This is a genomic window from Candidatus Endolissoclinum faulkneri L5 (assembly GCF_000510265.1).
Lineage (GTDB): Bacteria > Pseudomonadota > Alphaproteobacteria > Thalassobaculales > Thalassobaculaceae > Thalassobaculum > Thalassobaculum faulkneri_A.
In genome coordinates, this window is sequence record NZ_CP006745.1 from 1347872 (window position 1) to 1371586 (window position 23715).

The 23715-nt window shown below is 34.5% G+C and carries 14 protein-coding genes; 9 read left to right on the forward strand and 5 right to left on the reverse strand.

What is annotated here, in order from left to right; genetic code table 11:
- The first annotated feature begins 296 nt into the window (after positions 1 to 296).
- From folK to parC, 6 genes are all read left to right on the forward strand, one after another.
- The gene (gene folK, locus P856_RS03780; protein ID WP_025300838.1) at positions 297 to 800 is read left to right on the forward strand and encodes a 2-amino-4-hydroxy-6-hydroxymethyldihydropteridine diphosphokinase; all 504 of its coding nucleotides are present in this window, start codon (positions 297 to 299) and stop codon (positions 798 to 800) included.
- Positions 801 to 935: 135 nt separating this feature from the next.
- Entirely contained in the window at positions 936 to 1211 is a 276-nt protein-coding gene (gene rpoZ / locus P856_RS03785) for a DNA-directed RNA polymerase subunit omega (RefSeq protein ID WP_044215063.1), read from the forward strand.
- Positions 1212 to 3467: 2256 nt separating this feature from the next.
- Entirely contained in the window at positions 3468 to 4184 is a 717-nt protein-coding gene (gene lepB, locus P856_RS03790; protein ID WP_025300839.1) for a signal peptidase I, read from the forward strand.
- A complete protein-coding gene (rnc, locus tag P856_RS03795; RefSeq protein ID WP_025300840.1) occupies positions 4181 to 4864 on the forward strand; it encodes a ribonuclease III in 684 nt (227 codons plus the stop codon). The genes lepB and rnc overlap by 4 nt, the downstream gene beginning before the upstream one ends.
- Positions 4861 to 5745, forward strand: coding sequence for a GTPase Era (gene era / locus P856_RS03800; RefSeq protein ID WP_025300841.1), 885 nt, complete (start codon positions 4861 to 4863; stop codon positions 5743 to 5745). Before rnc ends, era begins: the two co-directional genes overlap by 4 nt.
- Before the next feature lie 560 nt (positions 5746 to 6305).
- Entirely contained in the window at positions 6306 to 8576 is a 2271-nt protein-coding gene (gene parC / locus P856_RS03805; protein WP_044214936.1) for a DNA topoisomerase IV subunit A, read from the forward strand.
- A 908-nt stretch (positions 8577 to 9484) separates the two neighbouring features.
- Here parC and P856_RS03810 read toward each other — a convergent pair.
- The 5 genes from P856_RS03810 to trxB all read right to left on the reverse strand — a co-directional run bounded on the left by P856_RS03810 (position 9485) and on the right by trxB (position 18109).
- On the reverse strand, positions 9485 to 10033 hold the full coding sequence (locus P856_RS03810) for a manganese efflux pump MntP (RefSeq protein ID WP_044214938.1): 549 nt from the start codon (positions 10031 to 10033) through the stop codon (positions 9485 to 9487).
- A 2271-nt stretch (positions 10034 to 12304) separates the two neighbouring features.
- Positions 12305 to 12928, reverse strand: a complete 624-nt coding sequence (thiE, locus tag P856_RS03815; RefSeq protein WP_025300844.1) for a thiamine phosphate synthase — start codon at positions 12926 to 12928, stop codon at positions 12305 to 12307.
- Positions 12907 to 13866 (reverse strand): class I fructose-bisphosphate aldolase, encoded by a 960-nt coding sequence (locus P856_RS03820; protein ID WP_025300845.1) that lies wholly within the window; start codon positions 13864 to 13866, stop codon positions 12907 to 12909. Before P856_RS03820 ends, thiE begins: the two co-directional genes overlap by 22 nt.
- A gap of 1225 nt (positions 13867 to 15091) precedes the next feature.
- Complete coding sequence (gene gap, locus P856_RS03825; RefSeq protein ID WP_025300846.1) at positions 15092 to 16099, reverse strand: type I glyceraldehyde-3-phosphate dehydrogenase; 1008 nt, start codon at positions 16097 to 16099, stop codon at positions 15092 to 15094.
- A 1044-nt stretch (positions 16100 to 17143) separates the two neighbouring features.
- On the reverse strand, positions 17144 to 18109 hold the full coding sequence (gene trxB / locus P856_RS03830; RefSeq protein WP_025300847.1) for a thioredoxin-disulfide reductase: 966 nt from the start codon (positions 18107 to 18109) through the stop codon (positions 17144 to 17146).
- A 1077-nt stretch (positions 18110 to 19186) separates the two neighbouring features.
- Between trxB and P856_RS03835 the strand changes: the two genes are divergently transcribed.
- The 3 genes from P856_RS03835 to pyrC all read left to right on the forward strand — a co-directional run bounded on the left by P856_RS03835 (position 19187) and on the right by pyrC (position 23690).
- Entirely contained in the window at positions 19187 to 20308 is a 1122-nt protein-coding gene (locus P856_RS03835; protein ID WP_025300848.1) for an FAD-dependent monooxygenase, read from the forward strand.
- A 1090-nt stretch (positions 20309 to 21398) separates the two neighbouring features.
- Complete coding sequence (locus P856_RS03840; RefSeq protein WP_025300849.1) at positions 21399 to 22385, forward strand: aspartate carbamoyltransferase catalytic subunit; 987 nt, start codon at positions 21399 to 21401, stop codon at positions 22383 to 22385.
- A 15-nt stretch (positions 22386 to 22400) separates the two neighbouring features.
- Entirely contained in the window at positions 22401 to 23690 is a 1290-nt protein-coding gene (pyrC, locus tag P856_RS03845) for a dihydroorotase (RefSeq protein ID WP_025300850.1), read from the forward strand.
- The last annotated feature ends 25 nt before the right edge of the window (positions 23691 to 23715 follow it).

The following is a 23715-nucleotide window of genomic DNA, read 5'->3' on the forward strand; positions in this document are numbered from 1 at the left end:
TAACTTATAATCGATCCATGTCTATAATGATTTTTTTAATAAATCTTATTAATGTAAAATAATTTAACTTTCTTAATAGCATACTGCTATAAGAACTAATTCCAAATCAACGCTAGTAAATTTTTGTCATTCAATATACAATCAAAGACTTTTGCGATTAAATAAAACTTTATGATTTTAACTTTTGTTAAATGGCAGCAGAAATTTTGCTATAATTTAAAGCCAGTACCTAACTAAGTTATACTTGTATGACACGGAGTATAGCATAGATTAAAGATTTAAGTGTGGAATTTATTATGATTCTTATCGCCATTGGTGCAAACCTTTCAGCGAATGGATACAAAACCCCTTTAGCTACCTGCGAAGCAGCTGTCGTTCTTTTAAAACAAGAAGTAGATATTGAGGTGGTAGGCTGTTCCCGTTGGTTTAAATCTGACCCGGTACCAATGTCTAAGCAACCGAAATTTATAAACGGCGTCGTTGCTATTAACACTACGCTCTCTCCTGAGAGCCTTTTATCACGTCTACATACTATTGAGAATGCTTTTGGAAGAGTTCGTCAAGTACGCAATGAAGCACGACAAATGGATCTTGATATTATAGACTTTAATGGAAAAATTAGAGTTAGTTCGACTCCTCCAATATTGCCACATCCACGTGCAGCAGAAAGAGCCTTTGTTTTATTGCCAATTCGTGATCTATTCCCAAATTGGCAAGATCCGATCACTGGTGAAACAGTCTCCGATAGGATCAAAGCATTATCTTCAGATATACTAGATATCTGTCCGCTTACTACCTAAGTAGCCGATTTTATTTTTCCTTACAAGATTAGATCTTAACTTGTTTTCTCTGTATTTAGCCAGTACAATAGTGCACCGCTTTATGCTATACGTTATACATTGACATTAAAAACACTTAAAATTTACAGGTTACTGATGGCTCGCGTTACTGTTGAAGACTGCATAGTTAAAATTTTTAATCGATTTGATCTGGTTATGATTGCAGCTCAAAGATCGCGCAACATATCTTCTGGTTCAAATGTTACAATTGACAAGTATAATGATAAAAATCCAGTTATTGCTTTACGCGAAATTGCTGAGGAAACTGTTGACGTTTCTTGGCTAAGGGAATCGCTTATTAGAAGCTTGCAAAAACAAGCAGATTTTGATAAAACTGAGGATGATAACGTGGAAGGACTGATGGGTTCTTAATACCACTTCACTGGGATCAAGATGATGATCCTGTTTATCGCAGTTTAATAATTAGTATGTCAAAAATAGCTAAGTGCAATGACGTTGTGATCTAACAACCTAGACTTATCGGGGTATATTCGCATAGAGTAAAATATATAGCAAAGGAAGCGATTGCAGCGACTATGCATAACTAAAAACTAAAAATTTTTTAAAGCTATAACTGTTTATCAGTCAAGATATTCATGTGTTACTAGTAAAAATTTCACATAAAAACACAATATGTGCTCTTTAATCTTATTAAAAATTAGCAGACGGCTATAATAACACATCCGCTAGCATGCAACCATAGGTTTATCTTGCATTTGGCATTAGTGAAATTTTAAAAGAACAGAAAGCATCACATTAGTAGAAATCAAACAATTTCGAAACAACCTACTTAATCAGAGACTCGATTTGAATTATTTGCGCAATCAAGAAGTAGATATTCGCAAAAGCACAATCTAATGAATTGCATGATAAGCTATTTGCTTTATAATAAATTACTTCTATCATTCCGAGTAGAATATAAGAAAACCATACTAGATATCACAAAAATGCGACGAAAAGTCGAAATTGAGCAACTAATTCGATATTATAACCTTCCGTTTATTGCTTAATGATATCAGTGTTTGCTAGTAATTTATTAGCATCATGCATAACCTTCAATCTGGTAGTGTCAAGTGTTTTAAAAAATTACATGTCTATACCAAAAATGAATAGATATCATTTACTACATAATAACTTCATTATCCAATATTGCCAACGTATTGAGATGCACTTATTGTTGAGTTTTGAGTAGCTGCCCAGTGCAAATAAAAAAGAATGTTATTGAACTAATGATGGCAAATAATATAAGTTAATTCATGAGTTATTCGATATTTTTTAAGCGAGCTTCAAGTAGTGAAAAGTTTTTTTTGAGCAACCACTAAAAAACGACTTACCAAGATAATAGTTTTGCTTGCCGCTAAAGGAAATCTAATTTTTCTGCAACAAGTACGTGAGGGCAATTGATTTTACTTAAGCTGTCCGCTCAGATCGTGCGCTTAAAGGGAAAGCAACACTGATTTGTCTTTAAGTAAGCCTTTATTATATAAAATATTCACAAGAAGATTATTATTCTTTACTAAGAGAAAACTTGAAAAACTTCTCGATAAGCTCAATACTTGATGTATTAGCAATCTCCATGCTTCTAGAATCGCGATGTAATCTGAAAGGTGCTTATAGAAATCTTTCTGTAGGCTTTATCTGCCAACTATCAGATAAAACCAGTAGTATCATTGTCAATCGCTTAGCATAAGCTACTATAAAGTAAGAAGTTTACAAGATCGCAATGCCGATCCGATCATTAAGCAAATGCCACGACAATGTATTTCATTAAAACTACTCTCATCCGTTACCTGTAAAAAATATCTTCGATATCGTAAATCATAACAAAGAGACACAAATCATGTTAGTTGATTGCAAGACCCTGGGGGTCACAAAACTAGCCAATGCACTTGATTGAAGTAGTCTAGGATAATGGTATCAGTCAAATCGATATTAATCATCAAAAAGTAGTAATATCCAACAAGAGACGGATTGTTGATTCTTATCAATTATTATCGGACAATAATCGTAGTACAATCGTTAACTTAAAAAAATTAATGAATCGATCCATCAAGTTTTAAAAATCATGATTGACCTGTAATATAGTTTATTTTACCTGCCTAGTATAATTATAACTGCCTACCTGCACCACAGGTAATCAATTCTGTGGATCATGTATAATTAAGAAGATGATCTTATGTTTATAAAAAATACTATAATGATTGCTTATAATTAATGAGTAATTAGTCATTTAAGCAAAATTTATTTATAAAACTTTTAGAACAAACTATTTTTTTATTTATTGTGGTAATCATAGATTTATAATTAGTGTAATAAGAAGACACATAAATATAAAGTTATAGTATTCTCTCCCTAGGGAGCAAAAGCTAAGTCAGCTCATTCTATTCCTCTATATGAGAATATAGTTCAGCTATTTTTTGTTATTAACTAATAATGAATTATTAGTTAATAACAGACTACTTGTTCTTAATATTTAGTTCTGCTAAGATCGCTAATATACTTATAAACACTCAATTGGCTTTAGTATACAATCAATCCATTGCTTGCTGCTGCAAGTAAAATTCTGCATACCTGCTAAGTACTGGAATATGAACTAAAAATTAAAATTAATGTGAAGATGGTTAATTGATGACTGGAAAAAAATCGGGTGTATATGGTGAATTTCTACGCACAGTTATAATTGCCTGCGCTCTATCATTCACTATCAGAACCTTCTTTTACGAACCCTTTAATATCCCATCACAATCGATGATTCCTACCCTTCTAGTTGGAGATTATCTTTTCGTCTCCAAAGCATCTTACGGATACAATCTTTATTCTATACCAATCATTAATCGACGCATCTTTTTCACACCGCCTAAGCTTGGTGATGTTGTAGTCTTCAAACTAGCTAGCGATAATAAAACTAACTACATTAAACGCATTGTTGGACTTCCTGGAGATGATATACAAGTGAAGAATGGAATATTACATATAAATGGTAAACCAGTAAAACGCCATCAAATCAAGAATTTTCATTTTGAAAACGACAAAAAATCTTCGAGACAATTTATAGAAACCTTACCTAATGGTCGAGAGCATCTTATTGTAGAATACAGTGACAATAGTAGTGCAGATAACACTCCAATTTATCACGTACCTGCCAAACATTATTTTGCAATGGGCGATAACAGGGATAATTCCCAAGACAGTCGTTTCCCCGAAGTAGGAACGATATCTGAACAAAACCTAGTAGGTCGCGCTGATATCTTATTTTTCTCTCACAGCGAAAAAGCTAAGTTTTGGGAAATATGGAAATGGCCTGTCGTAATCCGTTACAGCCGTATTCTGGAAAAGATTGAATGAAATCAAATAGCATAAATTTATCCGTTCTCAGCAACATCCTTTATCACAAATTTAAAAACATCGAAGTGCTACGACAAGCGATTACCCACGCTAGTGCCTCATCTCGTACTTGGAATGCCTATGAACGTCTAGAATTTTTAGGCGACCGAGTGCTAGCACTTATAGTAGCAGAACAACTTCTCGAACGTTTTCCACGCGAACGTGAGGGAGCAATTGCTAAACGTCACGTTAACTTAGTGCGCTGCGAAGCTTTAGCAAAAGTTGCACGCACCATCCACCTCGGAAAATTCTTGATATTATCAAAAGGTGAGGAAAATGCTGGTTCACGTAATAGTAATACAATTCTGTCCGATGCAATGGAGGCAGTAATTGGCGCTCTTCATTTTGACGGGGGAATAGAAGCTGCTAGACGTTTTGTGAGAGTGGAATGGAATAAACTACTAGAAGTTGACCTAATTCCACCCCAAGATCCAAAAACAACTCTTCAAGAATGGGCGCAAAGCCATAAGTTAGCTTTGCCGCACTATACGATAACAGATCAATCTGGCCCAGCTCACTCACCGCAATTCACCGTTCAGGTTATAGTAGATGGTTATGAACCAAGCATTGGCGTAGGACGATCTAAACGCTCGGCTGAGCAATCTGCGGCTGCTAAGTTAATTAAACTAGTAAGCGAATGAATCCATCTAAATCTCACTGTGGCTTAATCGCCTTACTTGGCCCACCAAATGCTGGCAAATCAACATTGATAAACCGAATCGTCAACAGCAAAGTGTCAATCGTTTCTCACAAGGCACAAACAACTCGTACAAGAGTTTGTGGAATAGTTTCAGAAGGCCAAACTCAAATTATTTTATTTGACACGCCTGGAATCTTTAGGCCTAAAAGGCTGGCTGACCAGCCTATCATAGAAGTAGCCTGGAGAGGAGCAAAAGATGCTGATCTACTTGTCCTAGTTGTAGATGCCCACCTTGGGTTTGATGAAAATACAATGCAGATTATTCATGGTTTAAATAAAATTAACCGTAATACGGTACTTGCTTTAAACAAGGTGGATAATATCAAACGTGAAAAGCTGCTGCCATTAGCTGCACAGTTAAACGAAGTATTTAAATTTGAAAAGATATTCATGATATCTGCTTTAACTGGTAGTGGATGCAAAGATCTAAAGATTTATCTTAGTACAAGAATACCATCTGGACCGTGGCTTTATACCGAGAACGAGTTAAGTAATATACCGATGCGATTAATGGCTGCAGAAATTACTCGAGAAAAAATATTTTTACATCTGCATAAAGAATTGCCGTATTCAATAATAGTAAAAACCGATCGATGGACTGAGCGTGACGATGGATCGATAAAAATTGACCAAGTCCTGTACGTAAAACGTAACAATCATAAAAAAATTACCCTTGGTAAGGGAGGTAAAAATATCAAGCACATCAGCTTCCTTGCGCGCAATGAGCTAGAAAAAATGCTAGAACATCGAGTTCATCTATTTTTGTTCATAAAAGTTCGCAAAAAAATGTCAAGAAAACTTTCAAAACCTGTGTTAGTGTAAATTTAAATTATCAATCAATTCATCTAACAAGATAACATTCAAAGTATCATACTATTTAAAATAGCCGAAAATAGCAAAGCCAGCCTTCATTTCCAGAACAACTAAATTCGACAAATAGGCTGTAGCTAAATCTCCTGCTATCTCTGTTAAACCAGGGCTTATTTAAAAAAAAATAACTAACGCAACTAAACCTCTTTTAAACTACACATAAATCTTCCTAATATTGCAGTGTAACTATATGTTTGACTGACATAATCTGCTCTGCCGAGCAGATGATTAATTATCTCATGCATTCTTCTAAAATTATTGATAGTTTATACTCTTGTCTAGCGCTCATAAAAAGGTGATAAAGCAGCGGTCTTTTCCCCAGTGCATTGTTAAAAACTTTACAATTAGTAGTATTGCAGGTTGTATAACTTTTATTACTATAATAACGTTATATAGATTTTATCTTTTTTTTCTAAAATTGCGTATCGCTGTTTAATCATACTTCTATGAAGAAGAATGATTAGTTAAAAATTTTATCAAGTAAGCTATGATAATCAAATAGGTTACAAAGCATGAGTATGCCATTTTCTCTGTTACCTACACCGCCACAACAGCCGAGCCAGGCAGAAGTTATTCACGATACTTGGCTAGCAGATGCGTTGAGCGAGCGCTACCTAGCTTACGCATTATCAACCATAATGGCACGATCTTTACCGGATGTGCGCGATGGATTAAAACCAGTACATCGGAGACTTCTATTTGCAATGCGAAAGCTTAAACTATCTCCAGATAGGGGTTTTAAAAAATCAGCACGTGTAATTGGTGACGTTATGGGTAAATTTCATCCTCATGGGGATGCTGCAATTTACGATGCAATGGTGCGTTTAGCTCGAGATTTTGCCGTACGTTATCCATTAATTGACGGACACGGAAACTTTGGCAATGTCGACGGTGATAATGCAGCGGCAATGCGATATACTGAGGCAAGATTAACAGAAGTAGGGCAACTTTTGATGGCAGAAATCGATGAAGATACAGTTGATTTTCGTGCCACTTATGATGCTGAAGGAAAAGAACCGGTTGTTTTTCCAGCAGCATTTCCTAATCTGCTAGCTAATGGCAGTCAAGGTATCGCAGTAGGTATGGCAACCTCTATTCCGCCTCATAATCTAGATGAGGTCTGCGAAGCACTGCAATGCTTGATAAAGAACTGGGATGCTGGAATTGAAATTTTATTAGAAAAACTGACAGGTCCGGACTTTCCAACAGGTGGTATACTAGTAGAGTCTCGTGAAACTCTGCAAAACGCTTACCGCATTGGTAAAGGGTCTTTTCGTCTACGTGCTCGTTGGAATGTTGAGAGATTAAAGAATGGTACTTGGCAAGTTGCTATTACTGAGATTCCTTATCAAGTTCAAAAATCTCGACTAATTGAGCGTATTGCGGAACTGCTTCATGCTCGTAGGCTTGCTTTTTTAGGTGAGATCCGAGACGAGTCAGCAAATGATGTACGAGTAGTGCTGGAGCCAAAAAACCGTAACGTTGATCCCGCAGTGTTAATGGAAAGCTTGTTTAAACAAACTGAGTTGCAGATTAAAGTTATGTTAAACCTGAATGTACTTGATAAAGATAACATCCCACGAGTAATGGGAATGTCTGAAGCATTAAAAGCCTTTCTTAATCATCGCCACGAAGTACTTATACGTAAAACTAAACATAGATTAAACAATATCGCTCATCGTTTGGAAATACTTGTTGGCTACCAAATTGCTTTTTTTAACATGGACCAGATAATTCTGATCATCCAAGAAAAAAAGGAACCAAAAGCCGAACTGATGCGAAAATTTCACTTAACTGAAGGGCAATCTGAAGCTATTATGGATATGCGCTTACGTTCTCTTCGAAAACTAGAAGAAATAAAATCAAGACAAGAGCATGAGCAGCTCTCTATTGAGCGCGATAATTTAATTGATTTGCTTGCTAACGAAAAAAGAAGATGGCAGATTATAAGCGAACAACTTAGCCAAATTAAAAGAAAATTTGGCAAATCTACCGAAATCGGCCGCCGTCGCACTGATATTGTTCCAGCTCTACCTATCTTAACCATTCCGAACGAGGCTATGATCGAACGCGAGCCCATTACAGTAATTTGCTCAGAAAAAGTTTGGATACGAGCACTTCGCGGATCTATTGATCTAGACCAAGAGGTAAAGTATAAGGAAGGCGATAGTGAACGTTTTCGTTTTCATGCGGAAACTACTGACAAGATCATTTTATTTGCTACAGATGGCCGTTTCTATACCATATGCGGCGATAAGCTTCCCTCTGGGAGGGGACATGGCGAACCTGTTCGCTTGATAATAGACCTTGCCAATGACGACGATATTGTTGCTATCTTCCCGCACAGATCTGGAGAGAAACTTTTAGTTGCTTCAACCGATGGGAGAGGTTTTATCGTAGCATCTGACGAAGTGCTAGCTCAAACTAGAGCTGGCAAGCAAGTACTAGGAATAGATGAAGATTCTAAAGCATTGGTTTGTATTCCAGTTAGTGGTGATACAGTGGCAGTAATCGGTACTAATCGCAAAATGTTAATATTTGACGTAAATAATTTGCCTGAGATGAGTCGTGGCAAAGGTGTTATTTTGCAAAGTTATAAATCAGGTGATTCAATGGCTGATTTGATAGTTTTTAACGCTAAAGAAGGCATGTCCTGGCCTATAAAAAGTGGGTTTATTTATCCTGAAAATGACCTTGCTACTTGGAGAGGGAAAAGAGCAACTGCTGGTAAGTTGCTCCCTAGCTACCTTCCACTTCCTGCGCGCTATAATAGTCTCGCTTAGACAACTAAATCCGCTAATAATTAATTATAAAGCACAAATAAATTAGATAATGCTAATCGCTTTAATTATTATTAATTAAAAAATGATTTATCAGATAAAAATAAGTTACAGTTGCGATTAAAACCTAAGAAAAACTCTCTTACAATATAAGAAACGATAAATCAATAAATTAGAATTATAACAATAATCAGGTTTATTTTTTAATAATAGAATTTTTAATCTAAATTTATACATCAGTATATCTTAAAACTTTTATCACTAACATGATTTAGTTAACGACAATAATAAACCAAATAATGCATCTTAAAACAAATTATTGATTTTCATTTTTCTGACGTAATTAATAATTATCTATAAAAATAAAATACTCATCATTAAATAGTGGCTATTAAAAAGCCCATTGATTCGATCAATTCATCTAATACAAGTTAATATGTAAATTTTTACTAATGGATAAAAATAATATTTTACTCTAATCTAAGATGCATACAGCTTTGCTGTATAGCAACATTATCTTATCAAGAACAGTCTGGACTTGCGGTAAAATCAATAAGAAAATAAACCAAAAACAGATTGCTCAAATCCACATGTGAGCAACGAATACCTGAAAAACAAGCTTATAAATATTTCCTTACTTTATTTATGTAGCGCAGCCAGAAGCACGATCCTCATTGTTTATCTAGACTACAACAAAGCACATATGAGATATAACATTAGGTAAAATCGCTATGGAGGCAATTAACCTCTTATCAATTTAATGATAAATCTTCTATCATATAAAAAACTTAAGTCAAATAAGCACAATCAATTTATTCAAAAAAATCTTAATCTTGTATTTAAGTCAAGGATAAACATTAGTTTATAACTTTACTCAATTATTAGCACAATTATTAATTAATTTTTTACATCTATAAGTGCTGTAGTAGTATAACACTACCAATAGTAATTAAAATAATTCCACCGATCGCACCCGCTGGTTTACCAATGGCTGTACCAGCCACCCTTCCTAACAACATACCTAAACAAGCCAGCACAAAAGTAACTGCAGCTATAGAAAACGCTATTGAAAATAGCGAATCCTCTATTAAAGCCAACACGGCACCTACACCTAAAGTATCTACGCTGGTACCAATAGAAGTTAGCGCAAGAGTTGGCCATATCATGGCAGGTCTGGAATGGCTAGGTGGTGAAGATATTAAGCTTTCCCATATCATTCTCAAACCAACCCCCCCAAGGATGCTGAAAGCAAACCAATGGTCAACTACAGCGATATAGCTGTTAGCAGCACGCCCAAACGACCAGCCAATCAAAAGCGCGATAGTCTCCGCCAATGCAAAAACAAAAGCGATTGTGAGAATATCTATTGTCCGGTGTCTTTCTTGTCTAGCACCCTTACCAATCGCTACTGTAAAAGCATCAGCTGAAACACCAACCGCAATAGCAAGAGTAGAAAACATTTTAATATCCTCAATCAGCAAAAAGATACAATTATTCTTTAATCTTATAGAGAAGATTAAAGAATAATTGTATCTTGCTATTAAGTCAAAAAATTAATTTATAATAACTTAAGTTAAAAAAATTAGTTGATGATTAATTAATATTAATCATTATAACTTTTTATACATGGTATGATTTATCTAGTACTATAATAATCATTAGCTAATTTACTGTTATTTTTTTAATTTTATAGTATATAAGCTAAAAAAAAGTATTGTGAATACAAATTAAATCAACTAGACATTAAAATGTGTTAAATATTTATTAAGCTAGCAAATAAATTTAAGAAAAAGGATGTATTATGAAATAATAAATAATATTACTTATTAAGAACAGAATGAAATATACCCTTAGTAGACTTTAAAATGCTAAAGATTAAAATCAATTACAAAAGGAATTATTAAACTAAAGCAAATAATTATTATTAGTAATAACTTAAAATTTTATTTTTCATCAATAGAAAAATTTTATCTAGAAATGTAACAGCTAATTAATGTTTATCGTAAAATTATTTTTAAGCTATTTTTACTTAATTGATTTAAGGTTTTTATTAGGTTAGTTAAACTCAATTATAATCATAATAAAAATATGATTATAATTACACTAGTAGTTTGATACTACTAGGATTTTATGACTGTAATATAATTTGCTATTAAGAAATATGTGACAAGTATTAGTTTGTAATCAAAACCTTTATATCATCATACAGAAATATCAATACCGCAAAATGCTTTAGGCTAATTATTTTTACAAAAAAAGGTAATTTATTAAAGGCTAATAATTTTTATATCATTTAGTTTTTTTAGCCATTAAACATAACAATATTTAATTGTATTAAATTTGATCATAATAATAAATTTAAATTATTTTATTTAACTTTAACAGGACACAGCTAGACAATTATACTAACTAAATCAAAAAATTTTATATAACTATTTAACTTTCTTATAATAGTTAATATTCCTAAAGGAAATTGGAAAATGCTAATTTACTAAGTTAATGATTAAACTTTTGTTAATTATAGCTAAATCACAATGGCTATTTTATACGACTCCGTACTATATCTCTTTAGTAAAGATCAAAGTTTCTGTTACTAAATAGAATATTTATTTTTTTTAACAAAATAAAAAAGTATTTTTCATATTACTCAGGCCTATACTGGATTGCTTTTCGATCTATCTAAAGATAAGTTGATGCACAAATTAAGAGTATCCTTGCAAGGATAATTAATTTTTTAAATTTTAAAAGTACTCATAACTATTCAGAAACGATCATGATTTTGTTTAGTATCCCTGAATATTATACAATTAGCAATATTATCTATCCGCACTATAATTTTATAATAAATATATTTTCTGATTGGATTTATTCGCTACGCAAAAAAAATTCTAAATTTCCTCCAAAAATAAATATCAAAAAATTTTTAATATGTGAAGTGTTAGTGTTTTAATCAGTTTAGACTAAAATCAATATTAAAATCTTCTTTATTGTGAAGCAATAAGATGCTAATATACCCCGATATAATTAGTTCATTAATCAAATTTGATAATATAAATGCTGAACAGCAATGCTTTGTGCGCAACTCAAAGTAAAAAACAAAGATTGCAGTATATTCTATATGTTTAACCTCTTTTAGTAAATTGACTAGAATTTATTCATTTAATAAAAGCTTAAATACCAAAGTATAATTAAATAAGTATTTAATTTATACGCACTAGCATCCAAAAATCCCTACTAATAATCTCTTTTTCTCAAAAATTATAAGAATTTCCTATACCTAGCTATACTATCATAAAAGAAAATCTTTAGAAGACAATCTATTTACATTATAAAATAAACTTTTATTTCAATTTTTCTTAATAGAAAACTTACTACGATATGCTTGGGATTGAAATCCATTTAATGCATTAAGAATTTTAAAACTCCCTACAGGTAAACTATAAGCATTAAAAATAATGAATAAAAAATCTCTACTTTTAGCAAATCACTAGGGAAAACAAACAACTTTGTATATTTTGCAGCAGCAAAAATATTGTTAAATCTTAGTAAGGAAATTGAACAATAAGTATATATGGAATATACACAAAAAAATTTTTTTTGACTTATAAAATAAAGAGACAAAAACTGATCTCTATATTAATGATATAATCAGTTACTTTTTTTTCTAATAACAATAAATTAGTTTCGTATATTAAAGTAAAATCATACTATCATTAAATTAGTAAATATTTTTAGCTTTTTAGTAATAGCTCAAATGCTTTTATTCCAGCAACTGGACCTGCATGATGTCCCCATACTGCATTAATCACAGCTAAGAAATCTGATCCAGATTTCACAAGTAACTCGCAATTATATGCATTAATACCCCCAATAGCGACACAAGGAATAGTCATTAGTTCTGCCCACCAAATCAATGTCTCTATTGAGGCTATAGAGACATTGTACTTAGAAGTAGACGGGAAAAAAGCACCAAAAGCAACATAATCAGCTCCAGCTTCACCTGCTTGCATAGCTAAATGGCGACTGTTATTGCACGTTATTCCAATCTGTGCCTCTGGCCCCATAAGCGCGCGTGCATCATAGTAAGAAATGTCATTTTGCCCTAGATGACATCCATCGCAACCAGCCTTTACCGCTAAATCAGGACGGTCGTTCAGCAACAACGGTACTCCACGCTCGTGGCACAGCGGTAGTATTATTTCAGCAGTTCTTACTACGATACTATCTTTAACATTTTTCAGACGAAGTTGAACACAAGCAACTAAACCAATATCCAGAACAGCACTAAGGTCATCGCAAAATTTTGCCAGATTAGGAATGCGCGGTGGTGTGATTAGGTAGATTTCTGCTGACATAGGTATTTAATCGAATTACCTTTATAAATATTTATGATCTGATCTAGCATCAGCATAGCTTCATCACGAGATCGCTGAAATGTGTTACGGCCAATAATCGAACCATTCGCACCACCTTTATATAGACTATGAATCTCCTCCATTAGACCTTCTACTCCCTTAGCATCACCGCCGGAAAACAACACGATACGACGTCCATTAAAGCTTGATTGCATCAAATGACGAACGCGATCAGATAAAGTTGAAATTGGTATGTTATTTTTTTCATACAACTTACGCTCTGGCTCGCGAAGAATAGCAGCTTTTGGCGGCTTAATTTTTATAATATGAGCACCTGCTAAGGCCGCGATGTGTGCAGCGTAAGAAGAAATATCAATAGCAGTTTCAGACTCTTTTGACAAATCTCCGCCACGCGGATAAGACCATATAACAACAGCAAGACCAACCGCCTTAGCTTCTTCAGCTATCTCACGCATCTGTCCCATCATTTCAAACTGAGAATCCGATCCTGGATAAATAGTAAAGCCGATTGCTGAGCAGCCGAGCCGTAAAGCATCGTTGACCGAACCAGTAATAGCCTGAGATGGACTTTTTTTATCGCGGGCTAAACTATTGGAAGAATTTACTTTTAATATTGTAGGAATTGCACCAGCAAAACTATAAGCTCCTGCCTCCAGCATGCCAAGAGGAGCAGCATAGGCGTTAAGTCCTGCATCAATCGCTAACTTATAATGATAATGAGGGTCGTAACCATGAGGATTAGATGCGAAACTGCATACTGGACCATGCTCAAATCCCTGGTCAACTGGCAATATAACCATTTTACCAGTACCAGCAAGTTTACCATGCATTAATATGCGAGCAAGGTTAGATTTTGTCCCAGGATTATCACTTTCATAGTAATCCAAGATTTTTTTAACTTCATTGGTAATCGCCATGAGTCCTCTCTCTAATAAAATTATGCGGTTCTAGCTAAATCTTTAAAGAACTATTTTAAGAGAGCAATCATTATTGCTGCACTATACAATGACAGCTCTGGTTGATTTTTAACACATCTGTAAGCACTATTTCACATCATTCCCATTTGCTCTATATAAACCTTAAGGCTAGGCACCAATTTTATTAAATTATGACTAAATTACAATTATAAATTTCTTAATCTATAGAAAGGCAAACTATAATAAAATCAATTGTGATTTAACCTAAAATGTCATAAAATTTATTCATATCTCTTAGGAAGAAGAGATATTATCTGTTTGTAATAATCCCATAAAATAAATTATCGAATTATTTGTTCTAGCGTTATCTGTCGTCTTAATTTTCGCTAACAAAAATAAGAAAAAATGACTTGCGTAAATAAATCTTTTTTTTATATACCTTACATAGATTTGTTACGGTTCAATTTAAAAAAGTAACATAGCTACAAAACTAATCATAGGTTACTATAACAAAGCATTAAGGTTGTATCTACATAAGTAATCAGTTAGTATAAGAAAGCTAATACGAAATTTAACATTCGATATAATAAGCTGCAATAAGGGCGCCTTAAATAACTTTTCCAATGAATATTATCGCCCCCTCTTAAGCACAAGGCTACAAATTACATTAATTTATAATCCCTGAAATTAGAATATAAATTATATTTTATCCTTATTACTGATATAGAAATTCTAGAATGATTATAATATATCGTTTGATTAACACAATCTATTGTCATTGTTCGATAATTATAATGTTCTGACTAACAGTACATGGACAATGCAAAGCACTAGAGTATACTGAATTGTTAGTAATAATCGTTGCAGAGATATTGATAATCGACTTGTAAATCCGCACTACCAAATTAGTGTCTATCTAAAATACCTTCTTAAAATAATTCATTATAGATTTTGTTTAAATGCTTAAATATTTTTACTGCGATAATCACAACCACACGATTATTTTACATAAAAAACATATCGTTATTTCACCTTAACTGCACTTTATCTTTAGGATATTACTTAGAAATTTTAGTTAAAAATCATTAGTTGGTTAAAAAAAGGTGCTGTAATATCAATGCTACATTTATCATTAATGAATAAAAATATCGATAAATGTATTATTTGCAATGGAGTCAACTAGGATATGTTCACCTAGTTTATAGATTACAAATTAATCTATATGTTAAAGAGTTTTAGCTAAAACAGCAGCAGTATCTATCATGCGATTAGAAAAACCCCACTCGTTATCATACCAAGACAAAACTCTAACCATCTTGCTTTCGATGACTCGCGTTTGCCCTAAATCAAAAATCGATGAATGACTGTCATGGTTAAAGTCTGCAGATACTAATGGTTCAGAGTTAATACCAATAATCCCCTTCAATGAACCATTAGCAGCCTCAGAAATCGCCATACTGATCTCTTCCACATCGGTATCTCGTTTAGGTACAAATTTAAAATCTATAAGGCTAACGTTAGCAATCGGAACACGAACAGAGCTACCATCCAATTTGCCGGCCAGTTCTGGTAATACTATACCAACAGTTTTAGCCGCTCCGGTACAGGTTGGAATGATTGATTGGCCAGCAGCCCGAGCACGCTGTAAATCATTATGGAGTCTGTCAAGAATGGGTTGATCGCCAGTATAGGAATGTATCGTAGTCATATATCCACGTTCAATGCCTACTGTATTGTTTAAGACGAAAGCCACTGGAGCAAGACAGTTAGTGGTACACGAAGCGTTAGAGACAATTTTATGCTCTGTTTTAATTTGATGATCGTTCACCCCATAAACGACGGTTATGTCTGCCCCAACCGCTGGAGCAGAAATGAGAACTTTCTTAGCACCAGCCTTGATGTGCTTGGCGGCTTCTTCTCGTTTAGTAAACTTACCGGTACACTCTAGCGCTATATCAACAGCAAGATCATTATGTGGCAAATTAGCCGGATTTCGCTCAGCAGTTACCTTAAATCTACCGATACCGACATCCATCCAGTCTTTACCAGTACTTATTCTACCAGAGAACCTACCATGAGTAGTGTCGTAACGAAATAAATGAGCATTGCTCTCAATAGAGCCTAAGGCATTTACCAAAACAACTTTAATATCTTCACGCTTTGATTCATATAATGAACGCAAAACTAGGCGGCCAATCCGCCCAAAACCATTAATCGCAATATTCTTGACCATATATTTCTTTCCTAATCATGCATTTTAGTGAGTAATATTTCATCGCAACCAGCATCAAAAGCTTTAGTGAATATTGCAAAAAATAATTGTTTACATGTTTATTATCTTTAATAAAATGCTTTCAATAATTGAGTAAATTTTAGTTATCCCAAACTCCTTTATTTTACTCAACATCAATAACGTTAATCCCCTATGAAATTAATCAGGCGAAGAAATAGTTCGTAATGAATCCTTTGTTATTGTAGTTTAGCGAATGTATCAGCATCCTGCTCAAGAATTAAGACTACAATGGCAAGTTTTCAGTAAGAAAATACTTGTAATTAGCTATTTTTAAGGATAAAGTCTACATTAGGCGTAATTCAAAATTCATGAATTTACCAAAGAACTTGTTCAGAACCTAACTTTTGAACTATTTTTGATTATCGCAGAATTAATATTTTCTACTTTACTGTTTTAAGTAAAATAGGTTGAACCTACTTAATCTAAATCAAATAAATTATAAAATAAAAAGCGTGACTAACAAAATTTCAGCTTATAACTAGTCCATCTACTCGTCTTGCGCACACAAAAATAATAATAATAATGAGAATTAACTAAAATTAAACGATTTGTAATAAAAATTAATTATATTACAGCATTTATCAGATAGCAAAGAATTAAATTACCAGCTTATTAAAATATTAAATCAACTGCACTCTCCGCCAATAATGGTATTATAATGCATTTTAGATTTATAAAGTTCAATCATTATTAATATTCGCGATAGCACTGCCTTAATGTTGAAACTGATCCGATTAACTTACTTAATATATAATATAACAAATAATATAACAAATTTATAGTAACTACATTTTATATTCATTTTATTTTCGCTTTTTAACGAATCAATCGCTAAGTAGCAAAAATTCATTATCAATCATCATAAAAATATCATCAGCTCACTAAAATATCAATTGCTCAACTAGATATTTATTTAGGTCAAAAATTCAAATTTAGCTTTTTTAAACCAGCCAAGCTAACCCAAAAGCAAATCAAATAATTTTGCTATTGTTTATGCGTAGCCTTATTCGCAAATCTACTTAAGTACTTCTCTGCTTCCAAAGCTGCCATGCAGCCCATTCCAGCAGCCGTAATCGCCTGACGATAGATCTTATCTGCACAATCGCCAGCCGCAAAAATGCCCGACACTGACGTCCTGGTTGAACCAGGTTCGACAACTAAATATCCATCCTGGTCAAGTAATAATTTATCGCGAAATATCTTAGTATCTGGTTCATGACCAATAGCTACAAACAAACCTTCAGCAGACAAATCGATTGTCTTACCTGAATTTAAATTATTGATACGAATAGCTTCCAGTCCTTTCGAAGGGGAGATGCTACTCAGCACTTCCTCAACTACACTATTCCATATTATAGTAACTTTATCGTGATCTAATAACCTATCTTGCAAAATTTTTTCTGCACGCAAAGTATCTCGACGATGTACCAAAGTCACTGAGCGACAAATGTTAGCCAAATAAAGAGCTTCTTCAACTGCGGCATTGCCACCACCAACTACAACTACATTTTTATTCCGATAAAAGGCACCATCGCAAATAGCACAGGCAGAAATCCCACGACCTTTAAAATGCTCCTCATTTGGCAAACCAAGCCAGCGAGCTCGGGCACCAGTGGCGATAATAATACTTTTAGCCAAATAAACAACGCCCTGATCTGTTAAGCAAGAAAATGGATATTGCGAGAAATCAACCGAATTTACAATATCATAAACAATTTTAGCGCCTACATGCATGGCTTGTTTTTGCATTTTTTCCATTAGCCACGTACCCTGAACAACATCAGTGAAGCCAGGATAGTTCTCCACCTCTGAAGTAAGAGTCATTTGTCCACCAGGTTGCAAACCAGTGAGGATCACCGGTGAAAGGTTTGCTCGCGCAGCATAAATTCCGGCAGTTAACCCAGCAGGTCCAGCGCCGAATATAAGTAAATTTTCCTGATAATTAGGCATTATAATATATATTTCCTCAAATCGTCAGGAAATTAGATAGGTACTCGTACCTATCTAATTAAGGTAAAGTAAACGAGATTATTTTATCTTTTAATAGCATAAATTTGTGCTTAGCCCACACTAACTATAATAATTTAATTCAAATAAATTATAAACTAACTTAATTGTCAATAAAATTGAGTCAAAATAAAAGACGCTCTGGAATAAATTATACAATATTTAATTAAACATTTGGAGGAGAAAGATAAGCCTATGGAGAATAACAAATTAATCTTAACATTAAGGAGTATTACTAAAAACAGATTATAAAACTTACTTAACTGAAGTATTGCATCTAGTTGCTTTTATTGTAACCACGAAAGTAAAACTAGATTTAGCACTTAATAATTTTGATGTTAATTGGCAATATCGAAAACCAATAAAACAATCAAATTAAAAATTGGGTAATGAGTGTTTCTACAATAAAAAATGAAAATTTTTAATTTTATGATCAATCTCAGGCTACTCAAGCAATGCATTCTTTAATGCAAAAGAATTAATAAAATAACTGCAGTTAAGGTAATGAGAAATAAATAAAGTTTACTATAGTATAAAGTACCAGATGATAAAATTTTTAATTTTGTTATCGAAGACTTTATTATCATTAAAATTAAAATAAAAAAACGTGCAAGCTTACTATTACTCAAATTAGTAATTAAAAAATAAATTTTATTTAGTAGTACAGGTTAATTTTTCATTAAAACAAAGTAGCCTTTATTGATTAACGTTTACCAAGGCGAGCGCTACAGCTTAAAAACAGTTAAGCATTTTACAACCAAAGTTTTTATATGTCTGCGCAAACATAATTGTGTATATTCTTTTGTACTAGATAGATGATTTTGCAGAAATTTTTTAAATATCTTTGGTGGAAATTTTCATTAAATTTCCTTGATAGAAATTTTAATACTGTAAATTTGCTACAAAAGCGAATGTTGTTCTTTAATTTTAATTGAACAGCTTAGGATAACTTGGATGTTCTAAGTGAATTAACAGCTGGTTTAGCAGCACTATAATAAACTTATCGAAATAGGTCTAAATATGCAAGTAGATGCAATAGTAATTGGAGATGGTATTACTGGTCGTCTTGCTTACCGTGTTTTAAAGCGGTTGGGACTAGATACAATAATCATTGCTCCTAAAAAGTTAATTAAAGCTGATCCTCGCAATACCGCTATACTACCGTCAAGCGTTAATTATCTGTACGGTTTAGGAGTTAATGTTCCATCAAAGGCCACACCCTTGCTTGGGATAGTCATTGAAAGCTTTGGATCATTTGGATTTATCGAGGAAAGATTTTCTGCTAAGGAAGTTAAAGAAACTTATTTAGCATTAAATTTGCCGATCGGCGATCTTGCTAACCTAATGCAGCCGGAAAAGCACCTAGAAGATAAGATCAGTGCAATCAATAGCAATAAAAAACGTGTTACGATAAAGACAAACAGAGGACATCAAGTAACCGCTCGATTAGTAATAGCAGCGGATGGAAAACTCTCGATTGCTTGTAAAAGTGCAAGTATTCGCATGCGTCAACGTCTACTTGGACTAAGCGCTCTTTGTGTTCCGGTCGCATTAAACGCTCCTCACTACGGGCTTTGTATAGAACGCTACGATGATATGGGATCTATCACAATTGTTCCTCTTGGAACTCATAATGGATCACTTATTCGCATCGCGCGAACTGAAGTAATTGATAAGATGATGTCGACTGGTTTATTGGGAATTGAAAGCGATACTCGCATTCGTCAACCAGCCTACAAACAGCTTAAAATCACGACACTACCAACGGTCTTCCCTCTATCCATAGGATGTTCATTATCTCTAGCACGAAATCGAGTAGTGGCTGTAGGAGATGCAGCGCATCTCCTACCCCCTATTGGAGCGCAGGGATGGAACTTAGCAGTGCGTGATATGATCACTTTAGAAAAAGTCCTCGCTACTGTTGCACGCTTAGGTGGTGATATTGGTAGCTCTGACACCTTATCGCGATACGCCTATCGGCGGCGTCGCGAGTTACCTGCTTACCTTATAACGATAGGAATACTATCCAAGGTAGCTACTAACACATCTCTATTTGGGCAATTAACTCGAAAATTTTGGCTAAGAAGGCTATCGGCTAACATAAACATCAAGCACTGGCTGATGCGTAAAGGCCTATCGTAAACGACATCTTCTGCATCAAACGCTGCATGACATTGCTATTGAGTATTTTATTAGTTCTAAGTATCTTCTAGAGTACTAAATAAAACATGCTGCACTGAGATATGCTTATCTTCTAATAAGATATTATTTTTGTATTTCATATTTAAAGTGATATTAGATCAATCATCTGCTGATTGATAGTTTAGTTAAATCTTATTCCATATGAATATTTATTAGCCTCTGGCAGGTAGAGGAAATTTTGTCTGTATAACATTATCACCGTCTATTTACGTGAATAGGGGGCAGTAAAAATTTTCACTCTTAATTTTTTAGTTAATTTAGATAAATTTAGTCATTATGATATGCAAGCACTGCAACTTGTTCACAGAGTAGATTGTTGTCTTGGTATTGGCAAGACATCTTGCTGTTTTCTTATAGTAAGAAGATTAAAATTACGAAGGCCTTCGTAATTTTAAAAAGCAACGATAAACCTGAAATTGCATATTAAATTCAGTATATTTTCCTTAATATTTTAAACAACCCACGAGGAGCATATTTTTAAAACTACCTAATTAAAAATGATTGTATTTTTGCTGGAATTAGTTATTCGATTGATTAATAATCTAAGTAAAACCTAAGCTTTTTGTTTACTGTTTTCCCTAACCTGTTTAATTGCAAACAATATATCATACTAAATAAATACCAAATCCTCTTTCTTTGATATTTTATAAATGATTATAGCTTATTCTCTAATCATAGAGAACCAGAAGTTATTCGTATTTCTTACAGAAATGCAGTTTATCTAAACTGAGTGTTGCAATTTTATCCAAAAAACAAAACTTAGCCTTAAGTTTATATTAGTTGAGAAATTCTAACATCTAGTCAATCGGTAATTTTGCTAAGAAATCCAACAACTATGATTCTTGTTCAGTTTTTTACCTAACGTATTGAATCAGTATAATGATTTATTTAATAAACTTTGCTGCCAACATTAAAAACTTAATAAAAAGTTTTTAAGCTATAAGGTCACTTAGTAGTAAGTTATTTAAAGGTTACTTATAAATAACTTTTTAATAACGCCTAAATACTAGACCATTACAAAGATTATCCAATGATCAAAGCTAATTCACAGACCTCGACATTAACATCAGCGAATCATCAACATAAAGTCTACCCACATCATCACCTGCTAGGCATTGATGGGCTTACTAAACTAGACATTGATCATCTTCTTAACAGGTCTGAATATTTCGTTAAACATAACCAACAGATAAATAAAAAATGCAGCAACTTACAGGGCCGCACCATAATTAACTTGTTTTTTGAAAGTTCTACGCGAACCAAAACTAGCTTCGAGCTGGCTGGCAAGCGCCTTGGGAGTGACGTTATCAATATGTCAATCGAATCTTCCTCAATAAAAAAAGGCGAAAGTTTGATTGACACTGCAATGACTCTTAATGCCATGCATCCAGATGTTTTAGTCGTACGTCATCCAGAATCCGGTGAGGTACAGTTGTTGTCACAGAAAGTTAAATGCTCGGTTATTAATGCGGGCGACGGAAGTCATGAGCATCCTACCCAAGCATTATTAGATGCCTTAACTATACGCCGACGTAAGGGATCTCTGGAAGGGTTAGAAGTTGCGATTTGCGGCGATATCACCCATAGCCGAGTTGCTCGCTCTAATATTCACCTACTATTAATCATGGGCGCTCGAGTACGCCTTATCGCACCACCTACTTTGCTGCCAAGCAAAATCGAGTGCATGGGGGTTCAGATACACCACAACATGAAAAGCGGCATAGCTGGTTGCGATATTATAATGATGCTTCGTTTACAAAAAGAAAGAACGCATGGGTCATTTGTACCTTCTGCGCGTGAGTATTTCCGATATTTCGGCCTAGATATGAATAAACTTCAAGCGGCCAAACCAAACGCGCTAATTATGCACCCAGGACCGATGAATCGTGGTGTAGAAATCGATAGCTTAGTGGCAGATGACATTAAACGGTCATTAATTCGCGAACAAGTAGAAATGGGGGTTGCTGTCCGCATGGCTGTACTTGATCTCCTTGTGGGTGGCCAGGGCAAAATTTAGATAAAAAATTAATTAATGACAACACTTTATAATAATGCTCGACTGCTTGATCCGGCTAGCGGACTTGACATGATAGGTGCGCTAGTAGTTCACGAAGGCAAAATTGCTAAGGTAAGCAATAAGGTATTTGTTGATTCCTCGCGGGTGGATAGTGATATTATCGACTGTGGAGAACGTTGTCTCGCTCCTGGACTAGTTGATATGCGAGCACAAGTACGTGAACCGGGTAATGAGCATATCGAGAATATGTCCTCAGCACAAAAGGCAGCTGTAGCCGGAGGTATAACCACCTTTGCTCCTCTACCAAATACTAATCCAGTAATCGACGATGTTTCGTTGCTTGAATTCGTACAACGAAGAGCTCTGGAAATCGGTCTCGCTAACGTGCACCCTTATGCTGCGATCACTAAAGGGCTAAGAGGACATGAAATAACAGAATTTGGAATGTTAGCAGATAGTGGAGCGGTCGCTTTTACTGATGGCAAGCATTCGGTCGCTAACTCTTTGGTAATGCGTCGAGCACTATCTTACGCTAGCATGTTTAAACGCACTATAGTCCAGCACCCAGAAGACCCTTATTTAGCTAGTAAAGGGTCAGCTAATGAGGGCCAAACTGCGACGCGGTTAGGATTATCTGGCATTCCCTCAGCAGCAGAAGTGATAATGCTCGAACGAGATTTACGACTAGTAGAATTGACCGGGGGTAATTATCATGCGGCTCACCTTTCTACGGCAGCAGCTGTAGAAGCCATCCGTCAGGCAAAAAAAAGAGGACTACCAGTTACATGTGAAACCGCTCCACCATATTTTGCACTAAATGAAGATGCTATTATCGGATACCGCACATTTGCTCGGCTTTCCCCTCCATTACGTAGCGAACAAGACCGACTAGCAGTTGTTGCTGGTCTCGCTGACGGCACCATAGATGCTATAGCTAGTGATCATGATCCACACGATCCCGATAGAAAAAACGTCCCATTTTCACAAGCAGCGCCGGGGGGCATCGGATTAGAAACTCTACTTACTATAAGTTTAGAGTTAGTCCATACTAAAGCTATGAAATTAATAGATTTGCTGCAGCGACTCACCGTTGCTCCAGCACGTATCTTAGGCCTCCCATACGGTACACTAAAAGTAGGTGGAGATGCTGATTTAGTGATATTTGATTTAAACCGGATAGGCAAGGTAGCGCCTGAACGTTTTGCATCTAAATCTCGAAACACACCATTTGATAAAAGGCCGATAGAAGGTCGCGTCTGGCGAACAGTTTACCGTGGTAACGTGGTTTATGATGTCGAAAAATAAACTTTTGCAAAGAAACAATTCGGGC